This window comes from Mariprofundus micogutta (assembly GCF_001895085.1).
Classification (GTDB): domain Bacteria; phylum Pseudomonadota; class Zetaproteobacteria; order Mariprofundales; family Mariprofundaceae; genus Mariprofundus; species Mariprofundus micogutta.
Map to the genome: position 1 here is coordinate 36,026 of NZ_BDFD01000021.1, position 13,538 is coordinate 49,563.

At 48.4% G+C, this 13,538-nt stretch carries 16 protein-coding genes; 13 read left to right on the forward strand and 3 right to left on the reverse strand.

Annotation, left to right across the window (positions count from 1 at the left end; genetic code table 11):
- Positions 1–9: 9 nt before the first annotated feature.
- Genes MMIC_RS10535 through cobA form a run of 13 tightly spaced genes read left to right on the forward strand, consistent with a single transcriptional unit; the run spans position 10 to position 10,521 of the window.
- The gene (locus MMIC_RS10535) at positions 10–2,691 is read left to right on the forward strand and encodes a nitrate reductase (RefSeq protein WP_072660436.1); all 2,682 of its coding nucleotides are present in this window, start codon (positions 10–12) and stop codon (positions 2,689–2,691) included.
- Positions 2,688–3,728: a GTP 3',8-cyclase MoaA gene (gene moaA / locus MMIC_RS10540; protein WP_072660437.1), complete on the forward strand. Its 1,041-nt coding sequence runs from the start codon at positions 2,688–2,690 to the stop codon at positions 3,726–3,728. Before MMIC_RS10535 ends, moaA begins: the two co-directional genes overlap by 4 nt.
- Position 3,729: 1 nt before the next feature.
- Entirely contained in the window at positions 3,730–4,410 is a 681-nt protein-coding gene (gene modA, locus MMIC_RS10545) for a molybdate ABC transporter substrate-binding protein (RefSeq protein WP_227819480.1), read from the forward strand.
- Complete coding sequence (gene modB / locus MMIC_RS10550; protein WP_072660438.1) at positions 4,407–5,078, forward strand: molybdate ABC transporter permease subunit; 672 nt, start codon at positions 4,407–4,409, stop codon at positions 5,076–5,078. Before modA ends, modB begins: the two co-directional genes overlap by 4 nt.
- Positions 5,075–5,740 carry an ATP-binding cassette domain-containing protein gene (locus tag MMIC_RS10555; protein WP_072660439.1) on the forward strand — a complete coding sequence of 222 codons (666 nt, stop codon included), beginning with the start codon at positions 5,075–5,077 and terminating at the stop codon, positions 5,738–5,740. The genes modB and MMIC_RS10555 overlap by 4 nt, the downstream gene beginning before the upstream one ends.
- Positions 5,737–6,213 carry a cyclic pyranopterin monophosphate synthase MoaC gene (gene moaC, locus MMIC_RS10560; RefSeq protein WP_072660440.1) on the forward strand — a complete coding sequence of 159 codons (477 nt, stop codon included), beginning with the start codon at positions 5,737–5,739 and terminating at the stop codon, positions 6,211–6,213. The genes MMIC_RS10555 and moaC overlap by 4 nt, the downstream gene beginning before the upstream one ends.
- On the forward strand, positions 6,210–6,440 hold the full coding sequence (locus MMIC_RS10565; RefSeq protein ID WP_072660441.1) for a MoaD/ThiS family protein: 231 nt from the start codon (positions 6,210–6,212) through the stop codon (positions 6,438–6,440). The genes moaC and MMIC_RS10565 overlap by 4 nt, the downstream gene beginning before the upstream one ends.
- A 2-nt stretch (positions 6,441–6,442) precedes the next feature.
- Positions 6,443–6,865, forward strand: a complete 423-nt coding sequence (locus MMIC_RS10570) for a molybdenum cofactor biosynthesis protein MoaE (protein ID WP_072660442.1) — start codon at positions 6,443–6,445, stop codon at positions 6,863–6,865.
- A complete protein-coding gene (gene mobB, locus MMIC_RS10575; protein WP_072660443.1) occupies positions 6,862–7,368 on the forward strand; it encodes a molybdopterin-guanine dinucleotide biosynthesis protein B in 507 nt (168 codons plus the stop codon). Before MMIC_RS10570 ends, mobB begins: the two co-directional genes overlap by 4 nt.
- The gene (gene mobA / locus MMIC_RS10580; protein ID WP_072660444.1) at positions 7,365–7,964 is read left to right on the forward strand and encodes a molybdenum cofactor guanylyltransferase; all 600 of its coding nucleotides are present in this window, start codon (positions 7,365–7,367) and stop codon (positions 7,962–7,964) included. Before mobB ends, mobA begins: the two co-directional genes overlap by 4 nt.
- Positions 7,961–9,220 (forward strand): molybdopterin molybdotransferase MoeA, encoded by a 1,260-nt coding sequence (locus MMIC_RS10585; protein ID WP_072660445.1) that lies wholly within the window; start codon positions 7,961–7,963, stop codon positions 9,218–9,220. Before mobA ends, MMIC_RS10585 begins: the two co-directional genes overlap by 4 nt.
- A complete protein-coding gene (gene mog, locus MMIC_RS10590) occupies positions 9,213–9,764 on the forward strand; it encodes a molybdopterin adenylyltransferase (protein WP_072660446.1) in 552 nt (183 codons plus the stop codon). Before MMIC_RS10585 ends, mog begins: the two co-directional genes overlap by 8 nt.
- The gene (gene cobA, locus MMIC_RS10595) at positions 9,718–10,521 is read left to right on the forward strand and encodes a uroporphyrinogen-III C-methyltransferase (protein WP_227819481.1); all 804 of its coding nucleotides are present in this window, start codon (positions 9,718–9,720) and stop codon (positions 10,519–10,521) included. The genes mog and cobA overlap by 47 nt, the downstream gene beginning before the upstream one ends.
- A 127-nt stretch (positions 10,522–10,648) precedes the next feature.
- Here the strand turns inward: cobA and MMIC_RS10600 are convergent, their stop codons facing one another.
- From MMIC_RS10600 to MMIC_RS12755, 3 genes are all read right to left on the reverse strand, one after another.
- A complete protein-coding gene (locus MMIC_RS10600) occupies positions 10,649–12,154 on the reverse strand; it encodes a recombinase family protein (RefSeq protein WP_072660448.1) in 1,506 nt (501 codons plus the stop codon).
- A gap of 78 nt (positions 12,155–12,232) precedes the next feature.
- Positions 12,233–13,123: a TraI domain-containing protein gene (locus MMIC_RS10605; protein WP_072660449.1), complete on the reverse strand. Its 891-nt coding sequence runs from the start codon at positions 13,121–13,123 to the stop codon at positions 12,233–12,235.
- 43 nt (positions 13,124–13,166) lie between these two features.
- A complete protein-coding gene (locus tag MMIC_RS12755; protein WP_072660450.1) occupies positions 13,167–13,415 on the reverse strand; it encodes a hypothetical protein in 249 nt (82 codons plus the stop codon).
- Positions 13,416–13,538: the final 123 nt, after the last annotated feature.

The following is a 13,538-nucleotide window of genomic DNA, read 5'->3' on the forward strand; positions in this document are numbered from 1 at the left end:
GGAGTTGGAATGACCCGAACAGTGAACAGTGTTTGCTCTTATTGCGGAACTGGATGCGGTATCAAACTGGAAAGTGATGAAAAGCGCATTATCTCGCTGATTGGTGACACCCGCCATCCGACCAATCAGGGCAAACTCTGCTCCAAGGGCAGGGAATTGCATCATACCGTACGTACGGATGACCGTTTGCTGCGTCCACAGCTGCGTACTTCTCTGGATGCTCCTTTTGCACCGGTGGACTGGGATACCGCGCTGGATTACGGAGCACAACAGTTTGCTGATATTATTCGTGAGCATGGACCGGAAGCGGTGGCTTTTTATGTGTCGGGTCAACTGCTGACAGAAGACTATTATGCCTTCAATAAGCTGATGAAGGGTTTTATCGGCACCAATAATATCGATACCAACTCTCGTCTGTGTATGTCATCGGCAGTGGCCGGTTATAAGCGTGCTTTCGGTGCTGATGGTCCTCCAACCTGTTATGCGGATATCGAGCTTGCTGAACATTTCTTTATTATCGGTGGTAATCCTGCTTATGCACATCCCATCGTATTTCGAAGGCTAGAGGCTGCCAAAGAGGCCAATCCGGATCTCAAGGTGGTGGTGGCTGATCCACGTCGAACCGACACCTGTTCAATAGCTGATCTTCATCTGCCACTACGTCCGGGTACCGATGTGGCACTGATGCAGGCGATGCTGAATGTGTTGATCTGGGAAAATGTGATTGATCGGGATTATATTACCCAAAATACTCAAGGTTATGAGACTCTAGCGGAATCAGTACGCAGTATGACGCCGCGCAAGGCGGCAGAAATCTGCGGTCTGAATGCGGCAGATATAGTACAGGCAGCACTCTGGTTTGCAGAAAACAGGACACTATCTTTCTGGTGTCAGGGTATGAATCAATCCACTTCTGGTACTGATAATGGTAATGCTCTGACGAACCTTCACCTGGCAACTGGTCAGGTTGGAAAACCGGGCTGTGGCCCGTTTTCATTGACCGGGCAATCCAACGCCATGGGTGGCCGGGAAGTAGGCGGCATGGCTAATATGCTTGCTGCACACAGGGATTACGCCAATCCGACACACAGGGAAGAAGTGGCAACATACTGGGGCGTGGATCAGATTTCTGATAAACCGGGTCTCACCGCAACCGAATTGTTTGCCTCTCTTGAATCAGGAGAAGTGAAGGCTGTCTGGATTGCCTGTACCAACCCCGTTGTATCGATGCCTGATGCAAAGCGCATTGAATCCGGCCTGAAAAAAGCTGAGCTGGTAATGGTGTCGGATGCTTATCATCCTACCGATACCACACGTTTTGCCCATGTACTGTTTCCGGCTTCGGGCTGGGCTGAAAAAGAGGGCTCGGTTACCAATTCCGAGCGCTGTATTTCCCACCTTGAACAGGCGCTTCCTGCAGCAGGTATGAGCCGCCCCGATTGGAAAATTACGGCGGATTTTGCTACTGCTCTGGGTCAGAAGCTGGGCAAAAACTGGCAGTCCTCTTTTGCCTGGGAAAAGGCTGAAGATCTGTTTAACGAGCATCGTGGTCTTACACGTGGAATGGATCTGGATATCACAGGCCTCTCCTATGCCATACTCGATGAGCATGGGCCACAACAGTGGCCCTATCCGGAGGGCTCAATCCCGCGTGTCGCCAAACGGCTATACGAAAATGGCCTGTTTGAAACCCCGGATAACAAGGCCCGCTTTGTCGATATGACATTCATACCTGTTGCTGAACCGGTTAATGAAGAATATCCCTTATCATTGACCACAGGGCGTATTCGCGATCAGTGGCATACCATGACAAAAACAGGCAACGTGCCGGCACTGATGCAGCATTATGCTATTCCCCAACTGCAGATTCATCCCGATGACGCAGCTCTCTATAAGCTGGAAGAAGATGATCTGGTGCGTATCATATCGCGCCGCGGCGAAGTGATTGCTCCTGCCCGGATTTCAAAGGATATTCGTAAAGGCCTAGTCTTCCTGCCCATGCACTGGGGAGAAATGACAGCCAAAGGCGGACGCACAAATAGTCTGACAAAAACAGCGATCGACCCGGTTTCCAAACAGCCTGAATTCAAACATGCAGCGGTCCAGCTTGAATCGTTCAATCCTGTATGGCGGGGCATGATGTTGATTGCCGGTGAGAAGATGCAGCTCGGTCGTATCATGATTGAAGGCTACACCTATGGTGTGAGTTCCTGTGCGGGCAGTGATCATCCTGTGACAGCTGTTGAACTGGCCTGTAGCAAGACCCTGAAGGCTGAGCAATACAAGCGTCTGGACCATCTGCTGGAGCAGGGTCAGAGCTTTGAAACACTGACCTATTCAGATCGCAAGCATGGTATCAACCGCAAAGCGTGGCTACAGGATGGGCATCTGATAGCAGTGCGCTGGGTCGGTGGTGATATAGCCGAGGCGCAGTGGTTGCGTAAGCTGATGCTGGAAGGTCGTGATGTCGGAGAGTTGCGCCCATATTTGCTGGCTCCGGGTGGACCTGTCACTAAAGAGGATACCAAAGGCAGGATTATCTGTGCCTGTCAGAATGTTGGTGAACTTGAATTAAAAGACGCGATTAAAAAAGGTGCTGATTCTATTGATGCACTCAAGGCCTGTACGATGGCAGGTACCGGTTGCGGTTCATGCATCCCTGAGCTGAAAGGGTTACTCTCAGGTCCATGACTCCGGCTCCGCTTATATTTTACAGGCAGCGACCAGATCAGATCGGGTTATACGATCGCTTTGATCGCCAACTGACTTATCTGCGTATTTCAGTGACAGATCGCTGCAATATGCGATGTGATTACTGCCGTCCTGCTGCTGATGCCTATAAAGCCGAGCCGCATGGCCAGATTCTGAGATATGAAGAGATTGAGCATATCACACGTCTTGCAGCAGAACTTGGTGTAAGCAAGGTACGCATTACCGGTGGTGAACCGCTGGTGCGTCGTGACCTGCTAAAGCTGATTGAGAAGCTTGCAGCCATTCCCGGCATTACCGATCTCTCGATTACTACCAATGCTACTCTATTGGCCAAATATGCCGATGATCTGGCTATGGCCGGTTTGAATCGCATCAATATTAGTCTTGATAGCCTGAACGCATTGCGCTTTCGCAAGCTGACAGGTGCTGAGCTGGCTCCCGTACTTAAGGGGATTGAAGCCGCCAAAAAGGCAGGGCTCACGCCCATTAAACTGAACACGGTGTTGATGCGTGGTATCAATGCAGGCGAAAACTATTCCGAAGTGGCCGAACTGATTGATTTTGCCATCTGCTGTGATGCCACTATCCGCTTCATTGAATTGATGCCGATGAAGCAGGGTTTGGATTGGGATAAACATTACATCTCTATTGACGAAGTGCTGGCGGAAGATGATGTGCGGCAGCGCATTGATCTGGAAGCAGTTGCGGAGAGTCAAAATACTGCAGCATCTTATCTTCCGTTAAAAAACTCACCACAGAAGGTTGGGTTTATTACACCGATGTCCGAGCGCTTTTGTGATGATTGCAACCGTCTGCGTTTAACTGCAGATGGCCATCTGCGTTCATGCCTGCCGGCTGAGAGTGAGTTAAATCTACGTGATCTGATACGTAGTGGTGGCAGTGATGATGATGTTCGCAATCTGTTCAGGCGTTCGGCCATGATTAAACCGAAAATTGGAACTTACGGCTTTAATAAAGATTCAGAGCAGCGTTCAATGATCCACATTGGAGGCTAATGTGTTTACGCGTATCTATCTGCTACTTATATTATTGTTGTTTCCTGCTATGGGTCATGCCGAGGAAACCATTACGGTTGCTGTGGCATCAAGTCTGTACCCTGCCATGAAAGGGCAGGCTGCCCGCTTTGAAAAAGAGCATGCTGTGCAGGTACGCCTGATTTCCGGTTCAACCGGTCGTTTATACAATCAGATTGTTCAGGGCGCGCCATTTGACCTGTTTATTGCGGCTGATGACATACGCCCTGCCAGGCTGATTGAGCAGGGCAGAGTGTTTGCGGAAGGTGGAGCCGGGCTGGGTTATCTCGGCGTGAAATCGAGAGGAAACGGATTGCCGGGTCTGGAACAGCTAACCATATCGGCTGTGCAACGTATTGTTCTTCCCAATCCAGATGTTGCCCCTTTTGGCCAGGCAGCCAAAGAGGCGCTGAAACAACAGGGATTGTGGGAGGTATTAAGCCCCAAGTTTGTTTATGCGCAGAATGCGATGCAGGCGAGTTTGATGGTGGATCAGGGGCTGGTGGATGCTGGTTTTGTACCTGTCACATTATCTGAATCAGCTATTGCCAGCATCTCTTACCGGGCAGTTATGCTGACAGAGAGGGCTGCTGCACGCCAATTATTGAAATATGTGACTGCAAAAGAAATAGAGATTCCCAGTCTGCTTTCGGCCCAAAGATGATTGAATCTCTGCTTATTTCACTGCAACTGGCCCTTGTAACGACAGCTATTCTGTTGCTGATCGCACTACCATTGGCATATTTACTGGCTTTTAAATCATTCCGAGGGCGTACGGTACTTGAGGTGATCGTAGCCTTGCCATTGGTGCTGCCACCAACAGTACTGGGTTATTATGTGTTGTTGATGATTGCCCCTGATTCTGCAGTTGGTCGCATTTGGGACTCACTGTTTGACAGCTCTCTGGCATTTTCATTTTCAGGTATGGTGTTTGCCTCTCTTATCTACAGCCTTCCTTTTGCTGTTCAGCCGATGCAACAGGCATTGCGAGCGATTCCAAAGAGCTGGCTGGAAATGGCAGCTACGCAGGGGTTGAGTCTTAAACAGACACTGTTTCAGGTGATGTTACCTGCTGCCCGAGGCGGTGTGCTGGTGGCAGCTGCTCTCTCCTTTGCCCATACCATGGGTGAATTCGGAGTGGTATTGATGGTTGGTGGCTCTATACCCGGAGAGACCAGGGTTGCCAGTATCGCGTTGTTCGAGTTTGTTGAAATGCAGCAGGCTTCCGAGGCATGGATGCTTGCCCTGATTTTGCTGGCAGTGTCGTTTGTGATGCTGTCCCTTGTATATACGATCAATCGCAAGAGCTTGAGCATGGTGGGTGGCCGATGAAGGGGCGCATTCAACTATCTACCCGACTGGGATCGATGGACCTGAAGCTTGAGGCCGGTTTTTCTGACGAGATTATCATTGTTTCAGGTGAAAACGGGGCAGGGAAAACAACACTGCTTCGATGCCTTGCGGGGCTAGAAAATGTAGAGGGACAGATCACCTTTTCCGGCAAGGTATGGCTGGATAGCAGTGCCGGTTTTGTTCTGCCATCTAAGAATCGTGAGATAGGTTGTCTCTGGACAGATACGGCGCTACTGCCGTGGCTGGGTGTAGAAAAGAATATAATACTGGGCAGTGCCTTTGAGGACTCAGTCTGGTTGGAAGAACTGGCCGAACTACTGGAGATAACTGATTTGATGCAGCGAAAACCAGTCATGCTTTCCACGGGTGAAGCACAGCGAGTGGCACTGGCGCGGGCGATATACCGCAAGCCTTCGGCTCTTCTGCTTGATGAGCCCTTTTCAGCCCAGGCTCCGGCGATTCGTCAGCGTTTACGTGATGTGCTGAAATCGATTCAGACCAGGTTGATGATTCCGGTGTTGATGGTGAGCCACGACCTTGAGGATGCGGAGAATCTGGCAGATCAACATTGGCGTATGAGAGAAGGGCGACTGCTGAAAGAGATTGTAGATACAGGTAAAAACAGGATGAAACAGGCATGAATAAACTTACCCATTTCGATGAATCCGGTCGCGCACGCATGGTGGACGTATCAACCAAGGAAGTGACAACTCGCATCGCTGTTGCCAGTGGTGAAATTATGATGCAACCGGAAACACTTGAGCATATTCAGCAGGGAAAACTGAAAAAAGGTGATGTGCTGGCTGTTGCCGATGTGGCAGCTGTCATGGGGGCAAAGAAAACTCCCGATCTGATTCCGATGTGTCACCCTCTGATGCTTTCCGGTATCGATATCTCTTTCAGTGAACTAGTTGACGGGAATGGATTGAGAGTTGAGGTGTCTGTGAAATGTAACGGTAAGACCGGAGTAGAGATGGAGGCACTGACTGCGGCCAGTACAGCGCTTCTGACCATCTACGATATGTGCAAAGCTGTCGATAAAGTCATGGTCATCAGCAATATCCGGGTTGAAGAAAAGCGCGGTGGAAAATCCGGGGATTGGCAGCGGTTATGAGTGTGCGTGTTCTTTTCTTCGGACAGATCGCAGAGCAACATGGGAGACGCGAAATTGAAGTTGTTGTGGGTGGTGAACTTACCTTGGCCGCATTGCTTGCATCTCTGAATATCGACAGTGAAGGATTGTTTCTATTGGCAGTGAATCAGCAGCAGGTGGATGATCTATCCATAGAGATTGGTGATGGTGATGAGGTGGCGATTATGCCGCCTTTTTCGGGAGGCTGATCATGGATGCGGTTCGGATTCAGGAAAAGGATTTCTCGATTGAAGCGGAAGTGGATGCACTGCGTACAAGTTCAAAACGAATTGGTGGTGTTGCTACCTTCCTGGGATGTGCTCGCGATTTCTCCGAAGGACGCGATGTCTCGGCAATCTGCTTTGAACAGTATGCCGGTATGGCAGTACAAGCTATGCAGGCTTTGCGTAGCGAGGCACTGGAGCGTTTCGATATTATTGATGCACGTATTATTCATCGCGTAACCACAGTTCACGCTGGTGAACAGATCGTACTGATTGCAGTTGGTGCAGAACACAGAGGCCCGGCTTTTGATGCGTGCCGCTGGATTATTGATGAATTGAAGCTGTCTGTACCGATCTGGAAAAAGGAAACCACTCCGAATGGTGATTCCTGGGTAACACAACACCCATGAGTGTACCGATTCTATCTATTGTCGGATATTCCAATGCCGGTAAAACAACGCTGATGGAAAAGCTGGTTGAAAAACTGACTGCGCAAGGTTTGTCGATTGCCACAATCAAACACAGCCATCATCAGCCTGAACTCGACACTCCGGGTAAGGATAGCTGGCGCCATAAAAATGCCGGTGCAGAGGCCTCGTTTCTGGTTGGGCCCGAGCAGATGATGATGGTGGCGGATATCCAGCATGAATTGAATCCAAGACTGCTGGCAGAGCAATACTGCATCGATTTTGATCTGGTGCTGGTTGAGGGGTATGCCTCGTTGCCAGGTGAGAAGATTGAGGTGTTGCGGGCAGCACGTAGTGATTCATTGCGCTGTGATCCGACAGAGCTGTTGGCGGTGGTGACTGATTTGGTTGACCTTCAGGTTGAGGTGAAACAGATCGGCCTTGATGATATTGAATCTGTAGCCGGATTTGTTCTGAACTGGATGCATAAACGGGATTCGCAGTGAGAACCATTGATGATTGTACGGCAGTTATTCTTGCCGGTGGTGAATCACGGCGTATGGGGGAGGATAAAGCAGCCATCTTGCTGGCGGGTGAGCCATTGCTGAACCGGGCAATCCAGTCTGTTCAACCCCTGTTTGAGCATCTGTTGATCAGTGTGCGTGAACCCCGTGAGCATCTTTTTTTTCCGCAACTGTGTGACAGAGGTGAGGGTGGTGGCCCGATGATGGGTATCTCTACGGCACTGGAACGGGTGAATACACCGTGGGTGTTTGTACTGGCCTGTGATATGCCCTTTATTTCTGCTGAGATGATTTGTGCCATGTCCGAGCGGCTCGCTGAACAGCAGGTTGTTGTGGCAGTTGTCGATGGGGTAGTACAGCCGCTGGCTGCTTTTTATGCCAAATCATCACTGCCGTTGATGTCTAAACAGATCGCATCAGGTGATCGCAGCCTGCAGCGACTTATCAAACAAACCGATGCCACGTTTATTGATTGGGAAGATCTAAGGCCGTTTGACTCCGAGCGGCTCAGCTTTATGGATCTGGACAGTAAGCAGGATGTGGCCAAGGCCGAAGGGATTTTAAGGAGCATGAAATGAGTTATCTTGCCGTGGATCAGGCACAGGCCTGCATTTTAGAGCATCTGTCGAGCTGTGCAGTGGAGTCGGTTGCTTTAAACGAATCGCTTGGCCGCGTAGTGGCCGAGGATATTTATGCCAACCGAAACCATCCGCCTTACGATGTATCGGCTATGGATGGATATGCTGTGCGGTTTGAAGATCTGGTACAGATTTCGGAGGCAGGGCCTGCCGAATTAGAAATCATTGATGATATTCGTGCAGGACAGATACCGAGCCTGCGCGTGTTACAGGGACGAAGCGCACGTATTATGACCGGTGCGCCGGTGCCAGCTGGTGCCGATACGGTGATCAGGGTTGAGGATACCGAACTGGATGAAAATATCGTTTCTATCCTTGTTGCTCAGAAGTGTGGTACAAATATTCGTCCGTTAGGTGAGAACCTGCGCGATGGTGAAGTAGTGCTGGAAGCCGGAATTACGGTGACACCGGGTGTGCTGGCGATTCTGGCTATGGTAAAACAGAAGCAGGTGCCTGTGTTTGCCAGACCGACTGTGGCGATACTCTCCACCGGTGATGAGCTGGAAGGGCTGGATGAAGCGATCGATGAGAACAAAATCCCTGATGCCAACTCCTATGCACTGATGGCGCAGTGTCAGGCTCTGGGTATTAAGCCTGTGTTGTTGGGTATTGCACGCGATAATCCGATTGAGATCAGGGCGAAACTGACCGAAGGATTGAAGTATGATGTGCTGCTGGCATCCGGCGGTGTGTCGGTGGGGCATCATGATTTCATGCGTCCGATGCTGGAAGAGTTGGGTGTTCAGGTGCATTTCTGGCGCGTGGCGATGCGTCCGGGCCACCCTTTGGCGTTTGGCACCACAGCTACGGGAACAGCCGTGTTCGGTCTGCCCGGGAACCCGGTATCGAGCATGGTCTGTTTTGAACAGTTTGCAGCTCCGGCTTTGAAACAGATGATGGGTTTTCAGAAATGTTTCCGCAGGACGATCACGGCACGATTGACCCACGATATGAAAGACCGTGAAGGGCGTACCCATTTCGTGCGTGTTTCATTATCACGAGATGATTTGGGTTACCTTGCGACCTCAACAGGTACGCAGGGCAGTGGTGTGTTGATGAGTATGGCACTGGCTGAAGGATTGATGATCGTACCTGCCGCTGCCACGAGCCTGAAGGCGGGAGAGACGGTAGTCGTGCAGCTATTGCAGGATATGGATTTTCAAGAGCAGGCTGCTTTGGAGAACGTTGATGGTTGATGAAATAGCAAAAATTGGATTTGTTACTGTATCGGATCGTGCCAGTCGCGGTGAATACGAAGACTTGGGTGGCCCTGCCATGCTGGCATGGTTTGATCAGGTTCTAATCTCCCCATGGCAAGCGGTGAGCCGTGTGATTCCTGATGACCAGGCTGGTATCGAGGCTACACTGAAAGAGCTGGCTGATGTTGAAGGCTGCTGCCTGATAGTAACCACTGGTGGTACTGGTCCTGCGGTACGTGATGTGACTCCGGAAGCTACTGAAGCAGTGTGTGAGAAGATGATGCCAGGGTTTGGAGAGTTGATGCGGCAGGAGTCTCTCAAATTTGTACCGACTGCTATTCTTTCGCGCCAGACAGCGGGGATACGTGGTTGTTCTTTAATCATCAACCTGCCCGGTAAACCATCTGCGATCGGTGATTGCCTGAACGCAGTCTTTCCTGCTGTGCCTTACTGTATTGACCTTATTGAAGGACCATCTTTGCATGCTGATCCAGATGAATGCACTGTATTTAGACCCAAGCATGCCCAAAAGAAGTCCTGACATGGTGGGTCAATTATCAGCCCCTTTGCAAGCTGGTGAAGTTGCTTTAGTCGGAGCAGGACCAGGTGATCCAGACCTGCTGACCATAGCTGCGATTAAGCTGCTTGCTGACTGTGATGCTATTGTTCATGACGCATTGGTGTCTGAGGCAATTTTAAGCTTGGGCTCGATAAATGCAGAATGCATTTATGCCGGAAAGCGGGGTGGACGCCCATCCGCAGATCAGCAGGATATAAGTGATGCTTTGATTCGGCTTGCGAAGGAAAATAAGCGTGTCGTGAGATTGAAAGGGGGCGATCCTTTTGTCTTTGGGCGAGGTGGAGAGGAGGCCCGTGCGCTTGTAAGGGCAGGGGTGAAGTTCAGGGTTGTTCCAGGTATTACTTCAGGGGTTGCTGGCCCCGCTATGGCTGGAATACCTGTAACCGACCGGACTGTGAATAGTTCTATCGCTTTTCTGACCGGTCATGAATTATCGGATGAATCACGTATCAACTGGCCAGCTCTGGTGTCTGCTTTTCCAGTCCTGGTTTTTTATATGGCTGCTCGCATTTTACCTGATCTGGCAGAACGCCTTATAGTCGCAGGGTTATCAGAAAGTATGCCGGTGGCAATAATTCATAACGCATCATTGCCAGATGAAACTGTCGAGGTTGGAACTTTGGCCGGAGCAAAATCTGGGAGCATTAAAGCACTGCCCCCTTCAATTGTGATTGTTGGGGAAGTAGTGGATGATCGTACGCCTTGGAAAGGAAGCTAATTAACTAGCCAACCGTTTGCTTACCCGGTGGCCCAACCTCCTTCCTGATACATTGCTAACTAAGTTATTTTTCCATTTGTTTAATTGATCTATATCCAGAGTACGGACTACATCTACAGTTTTTTTGCTAGCGAATGACTTTCTCGACCGCCTTTGAAGATGATTTCATACCTGTTATAACCTCGTACTTGGGCGTAATTATGAGTAGATTTCCATCTAGTATGGCAGATCCGACACAATTATTTAACATTGATTTTTTTCTTTCTATATTAATCTGATGAAATGTTTTCTTATAGTTTTCCATAAAGCAAATAATATCCTTAGAATTAACATTAATTGCCAGTGGAACAGAAGATCTATCCACCTTATCCATCTGTGATTCAATGACTACTCTCTCTTCTTCCAGTGAATCAAGTTTAGTTAGTAAACTTCGTTTGTGTTTCACTTTTTGAATCAAATCAACAATGCCATTAATTTCCTTTTCAATGGACTTCAATTTCTTTCTTAATTCTTCTTCTTTAGTGATTTTCTTTGATGCCGATTTCCTTGATTTCTTTTCAATGCTGTTTTTTACGGCTTCAATATTTTCAGGCGAAAACAGATTCTGGAATAACATTTCTATAAATATTTGCTCAAGGGTATCTTTCTTAATCCCTCGATTTCCACAGCGCTTTTGGCATCGATAGTATCCACCTTCACCTATAAAGTTTGCTCCACATCTGCATGTTACAATACCGGTCAATAAATAAATGCTAATTCTGCGTCTTTTTCTTGAAGCACGTTCCTCTTCGCGCTTGCTTAAAATAGCCTCTGCTTCTTCATCAGATATCATTGCTTCATGAGTGTCTCTTTGAATTACCCAATCTTTCCTATCACGGTATCTGTTCCCGCCTTTATACTTACCATCAACGCATTCGTTATGTCGATTCCATACGGTATGACCTGCGTATGTGAGAGCACCTTCTTCGATATAGATCAATGATGTTTTTGGAATATCTATCCCCAACTCACGAACCAAGTGCATGCGGGCAATTCCATTGACTACTCCTTTCAGGTACTCCTTGATGAGATAGAATGACTTTGGGTCAGGGATCAATTTGCTTTTGGTGACAGGTTCACCATCTCGACTGCCGACAACTGTTTTTTCGAGGCAATAACCTACTGGCGCTCGTCCACCTGCCCTCCATCCTTGTTGCACATTTTCACGCATTCCACGCAGCCCATCCATTTTTGATTTTTGTGAATGGAACTCATCAAAAATCTCCATCAGCGATTCCAAAACAGAATCCATCAGTGGGTCAGATTTAGGTAACTTCAGAAATACAAGTTCAATATCATTCTTCTTTAATAGGTGCTTGTAGAGCTGAGCATCATACATGCGGCGTGAGAAGCGACTGGTGTCATAACAGTAGATGATCGTAAAGCGACATTGCTTTGACTTAACTTCAGCCATCATATCCTGAAATGCGGGTCTATTAGCTGTTTTTGCCGACTCTACTTTATCGATAAACTCATCCACCAAAATATCGCCACACGATGAAACATAGCGTTGAAGCTCCCTGCGTTGGGATTCAACACTGACGTCATGGCGATCCTTGCTCGACCTTAAATAGAGGACTGCTCGTTTTGCCATTCGATATAGTCCTCTGCAATCATTTGAATGATGCTCTTGTCTAGTTTGATTTCGTGACTGATAATCACATCAAGGCGCTTAGTCATGGCAAGCCCGCTGAAATCCACCAATAGCACCGTCATTGCGGTATGGCAGAAGGCGCCAATAACGTTGCTCTGAGTTCGGATGTTTGGCGTGGCTTCTCCATGGTTCGACCAATTCAAAGGCTTGGTTCTCGGAATCCAATTCTGAACTAATACGATCTGCCATTTGTACTATATGTACTAATGGCATCTTTGCTTTGAACCCCCAACTCTTTTGCGATCGGCACGTCCAGATATGGCGGAGGGCAATTGCTGCATCTGTCCATGATGAATCTAAGAGTGAAAGTGAGTGATTCAAGGCAGCTAAAGTCAGTGAATCATGATCAACCATGTATCCAATCGGAGCTTTTTTGTTTGCTTGCATGGTTATAGTTTTACCAGCGTCATGAAATAACGCTGCTATAGTGCCCAGTTCTCTGGCTGTAGCAGAGAGGGTAGGGCAAGAGGCAACAATTTCAACGCATTCTAGACTATGCTTGAGCAGGCCACCCTCGAAAGCATGATGGTACCGATGACTTGCAGGCAGCGACACAAAACGAGACGCGAAGTCACGACATGAGAAAGCGTCGTAAATAAAATTTCGCAGAGGCTCTGTCTGAATGCTATTGGTTATCATAATCAATTGACGTAAGTCTTCGGGTATTGGAGTAATAGAGCCTGGAATTGACACTAGAGAGGCACCTCCAACAGGAGGCACGATATTCGCCTTATGAATGTCAACTATCTCCCGATAGTCGAGGTGTCTACGAATTCCTGCAATTTCCACGATATCTTGTTCAGTAAAGGAATCAGGGCCTCGGTAGCTATTTGGCCAGCAGTTGGCAGAGATGGATTCATAGGCATTTTCTAGCTCTAAGCGTAAGTAAGCCTGTTGATTCCTTGCCATTCGATGTTCACTTCTCCCTACTGTAAATGTTGAGTGGACTGCATTACATAGTTGCATTGCTACTGCCTCCCAAAGTTATTTGTTTGGAGCGGGTGATATGCTGTAGCCTTTGAATGGTATCCTGTGCATTAATTTCATTGATATTGGATTCTACCCAGAACGTCATTGCGTCCAGATCTGATGCTTCACTGCCATCGCCAAACAGCGATTGGACTGTATGGCCATTTGGAATATATATTATCTCTATGAGTAACTTTGCAATTTTGCGTGAAGTTTTATTATTACTTTTCACTGCTGTCCGGTTAAGGAATTAGCAGCAAGAAAACAGGCCTGAATTCCCAACGATTATGGTAAATTTGTAGTTATCCAGACAGCAAATTCACAGAACGGAGAACTCAGGCCATGAAGCACATTA

Excerpts from the sequence above, each read along its gene's own strand:
- MMIC_RS10535 (WP_072660436.1), top strand. The coding sequence starts at position 10 with ATGACCCGAACAGTGAACAGTGTTTGCTCTTATTGCGGAACTGGATGC.
- moaA (WP_072660437.1), top strand. The coding sequence starts at position 2,688 with ATGACTCCGGCTCCGCTTATATTTTACAGGCAGCGACCAGATCAGATC.
- modB (WP_072660438.1), top strand. The coding sequence starts at position 4,407 with ATGATTGAATCTCTGCTTATTTCACTGCAACTGGCCCTTGTAACGACA.
- MMIC_RS10555 (WP_072660439.1), top strand. The coding sequence starts at position 5,075 with ATGAAGGGGCGCATTCAACTATCTACCCGACTGGGATCGATGGACCTG.
- moaC (WP_072660440.1), top strand. The coding sequence starts at position 5,737 with ATGAATAAACTTACCCATTTCGATGAATCCGGTCGCGCACGCATGGTG.
- MMIC_RS10565 (WP_072660441.1), top strand. The coding sequence starts at position 6,210 with ATGAGTGTGCGTGTTCTTTTCTTCGGACAGATCGCAGAGCAACATGGG.
- MMIC_RS10570 (WP_072660442.1), top strand. The coding sequence starts at position 6,443 with ATGGATGCGGTTCGGATTCAGGAAAAGGATTTCTCGATTGAAGCGGAA.
- mobB (WP_072660443.1), top strand. The coding sequence starts at position 6,862 with ATGAGTGTACCGATTCTATCTATTGTCGGATATTCCAATGCCGGTAAA.
- MMIC_RS10585 (WP_072660445.1), top strand. The coding sequence starts at position 7,961 with ATGAGTTATCTTGCCGTGGATCAGGCACAGGCCTGCATTTTAGAGCAT.
- mog (WP_072660446.1), top strand. The coding sequence starts at position 9,213 with ATGGTTGATGAAATAGCAAAAATTGGATTTGTTACTGTATCGGATCGT.
- cobA (WP_227819481.1), top strand. The coding sequence starts at position 9,718 with ATGAATGCACTGTATTTAGACCCAAGCATGCCCAAAAGAAGTCCTGAC.
- MMIC_RS10600 (WP_072660448.1), bottom strand. The coding sequence starts at position 12,154 with ATGGCAAAACGAGCAGTCCTCTATTTAAGGTCGAGCAAGGATCGCCAT.
- MMIC_RS10605 (WP_072660449.1), bottom strand. The coding sequence starts at position 13,123 with ATGGCAAGGAATCAACAGGCTTACTTACGCTTAGAGCTAGAAAATGCC.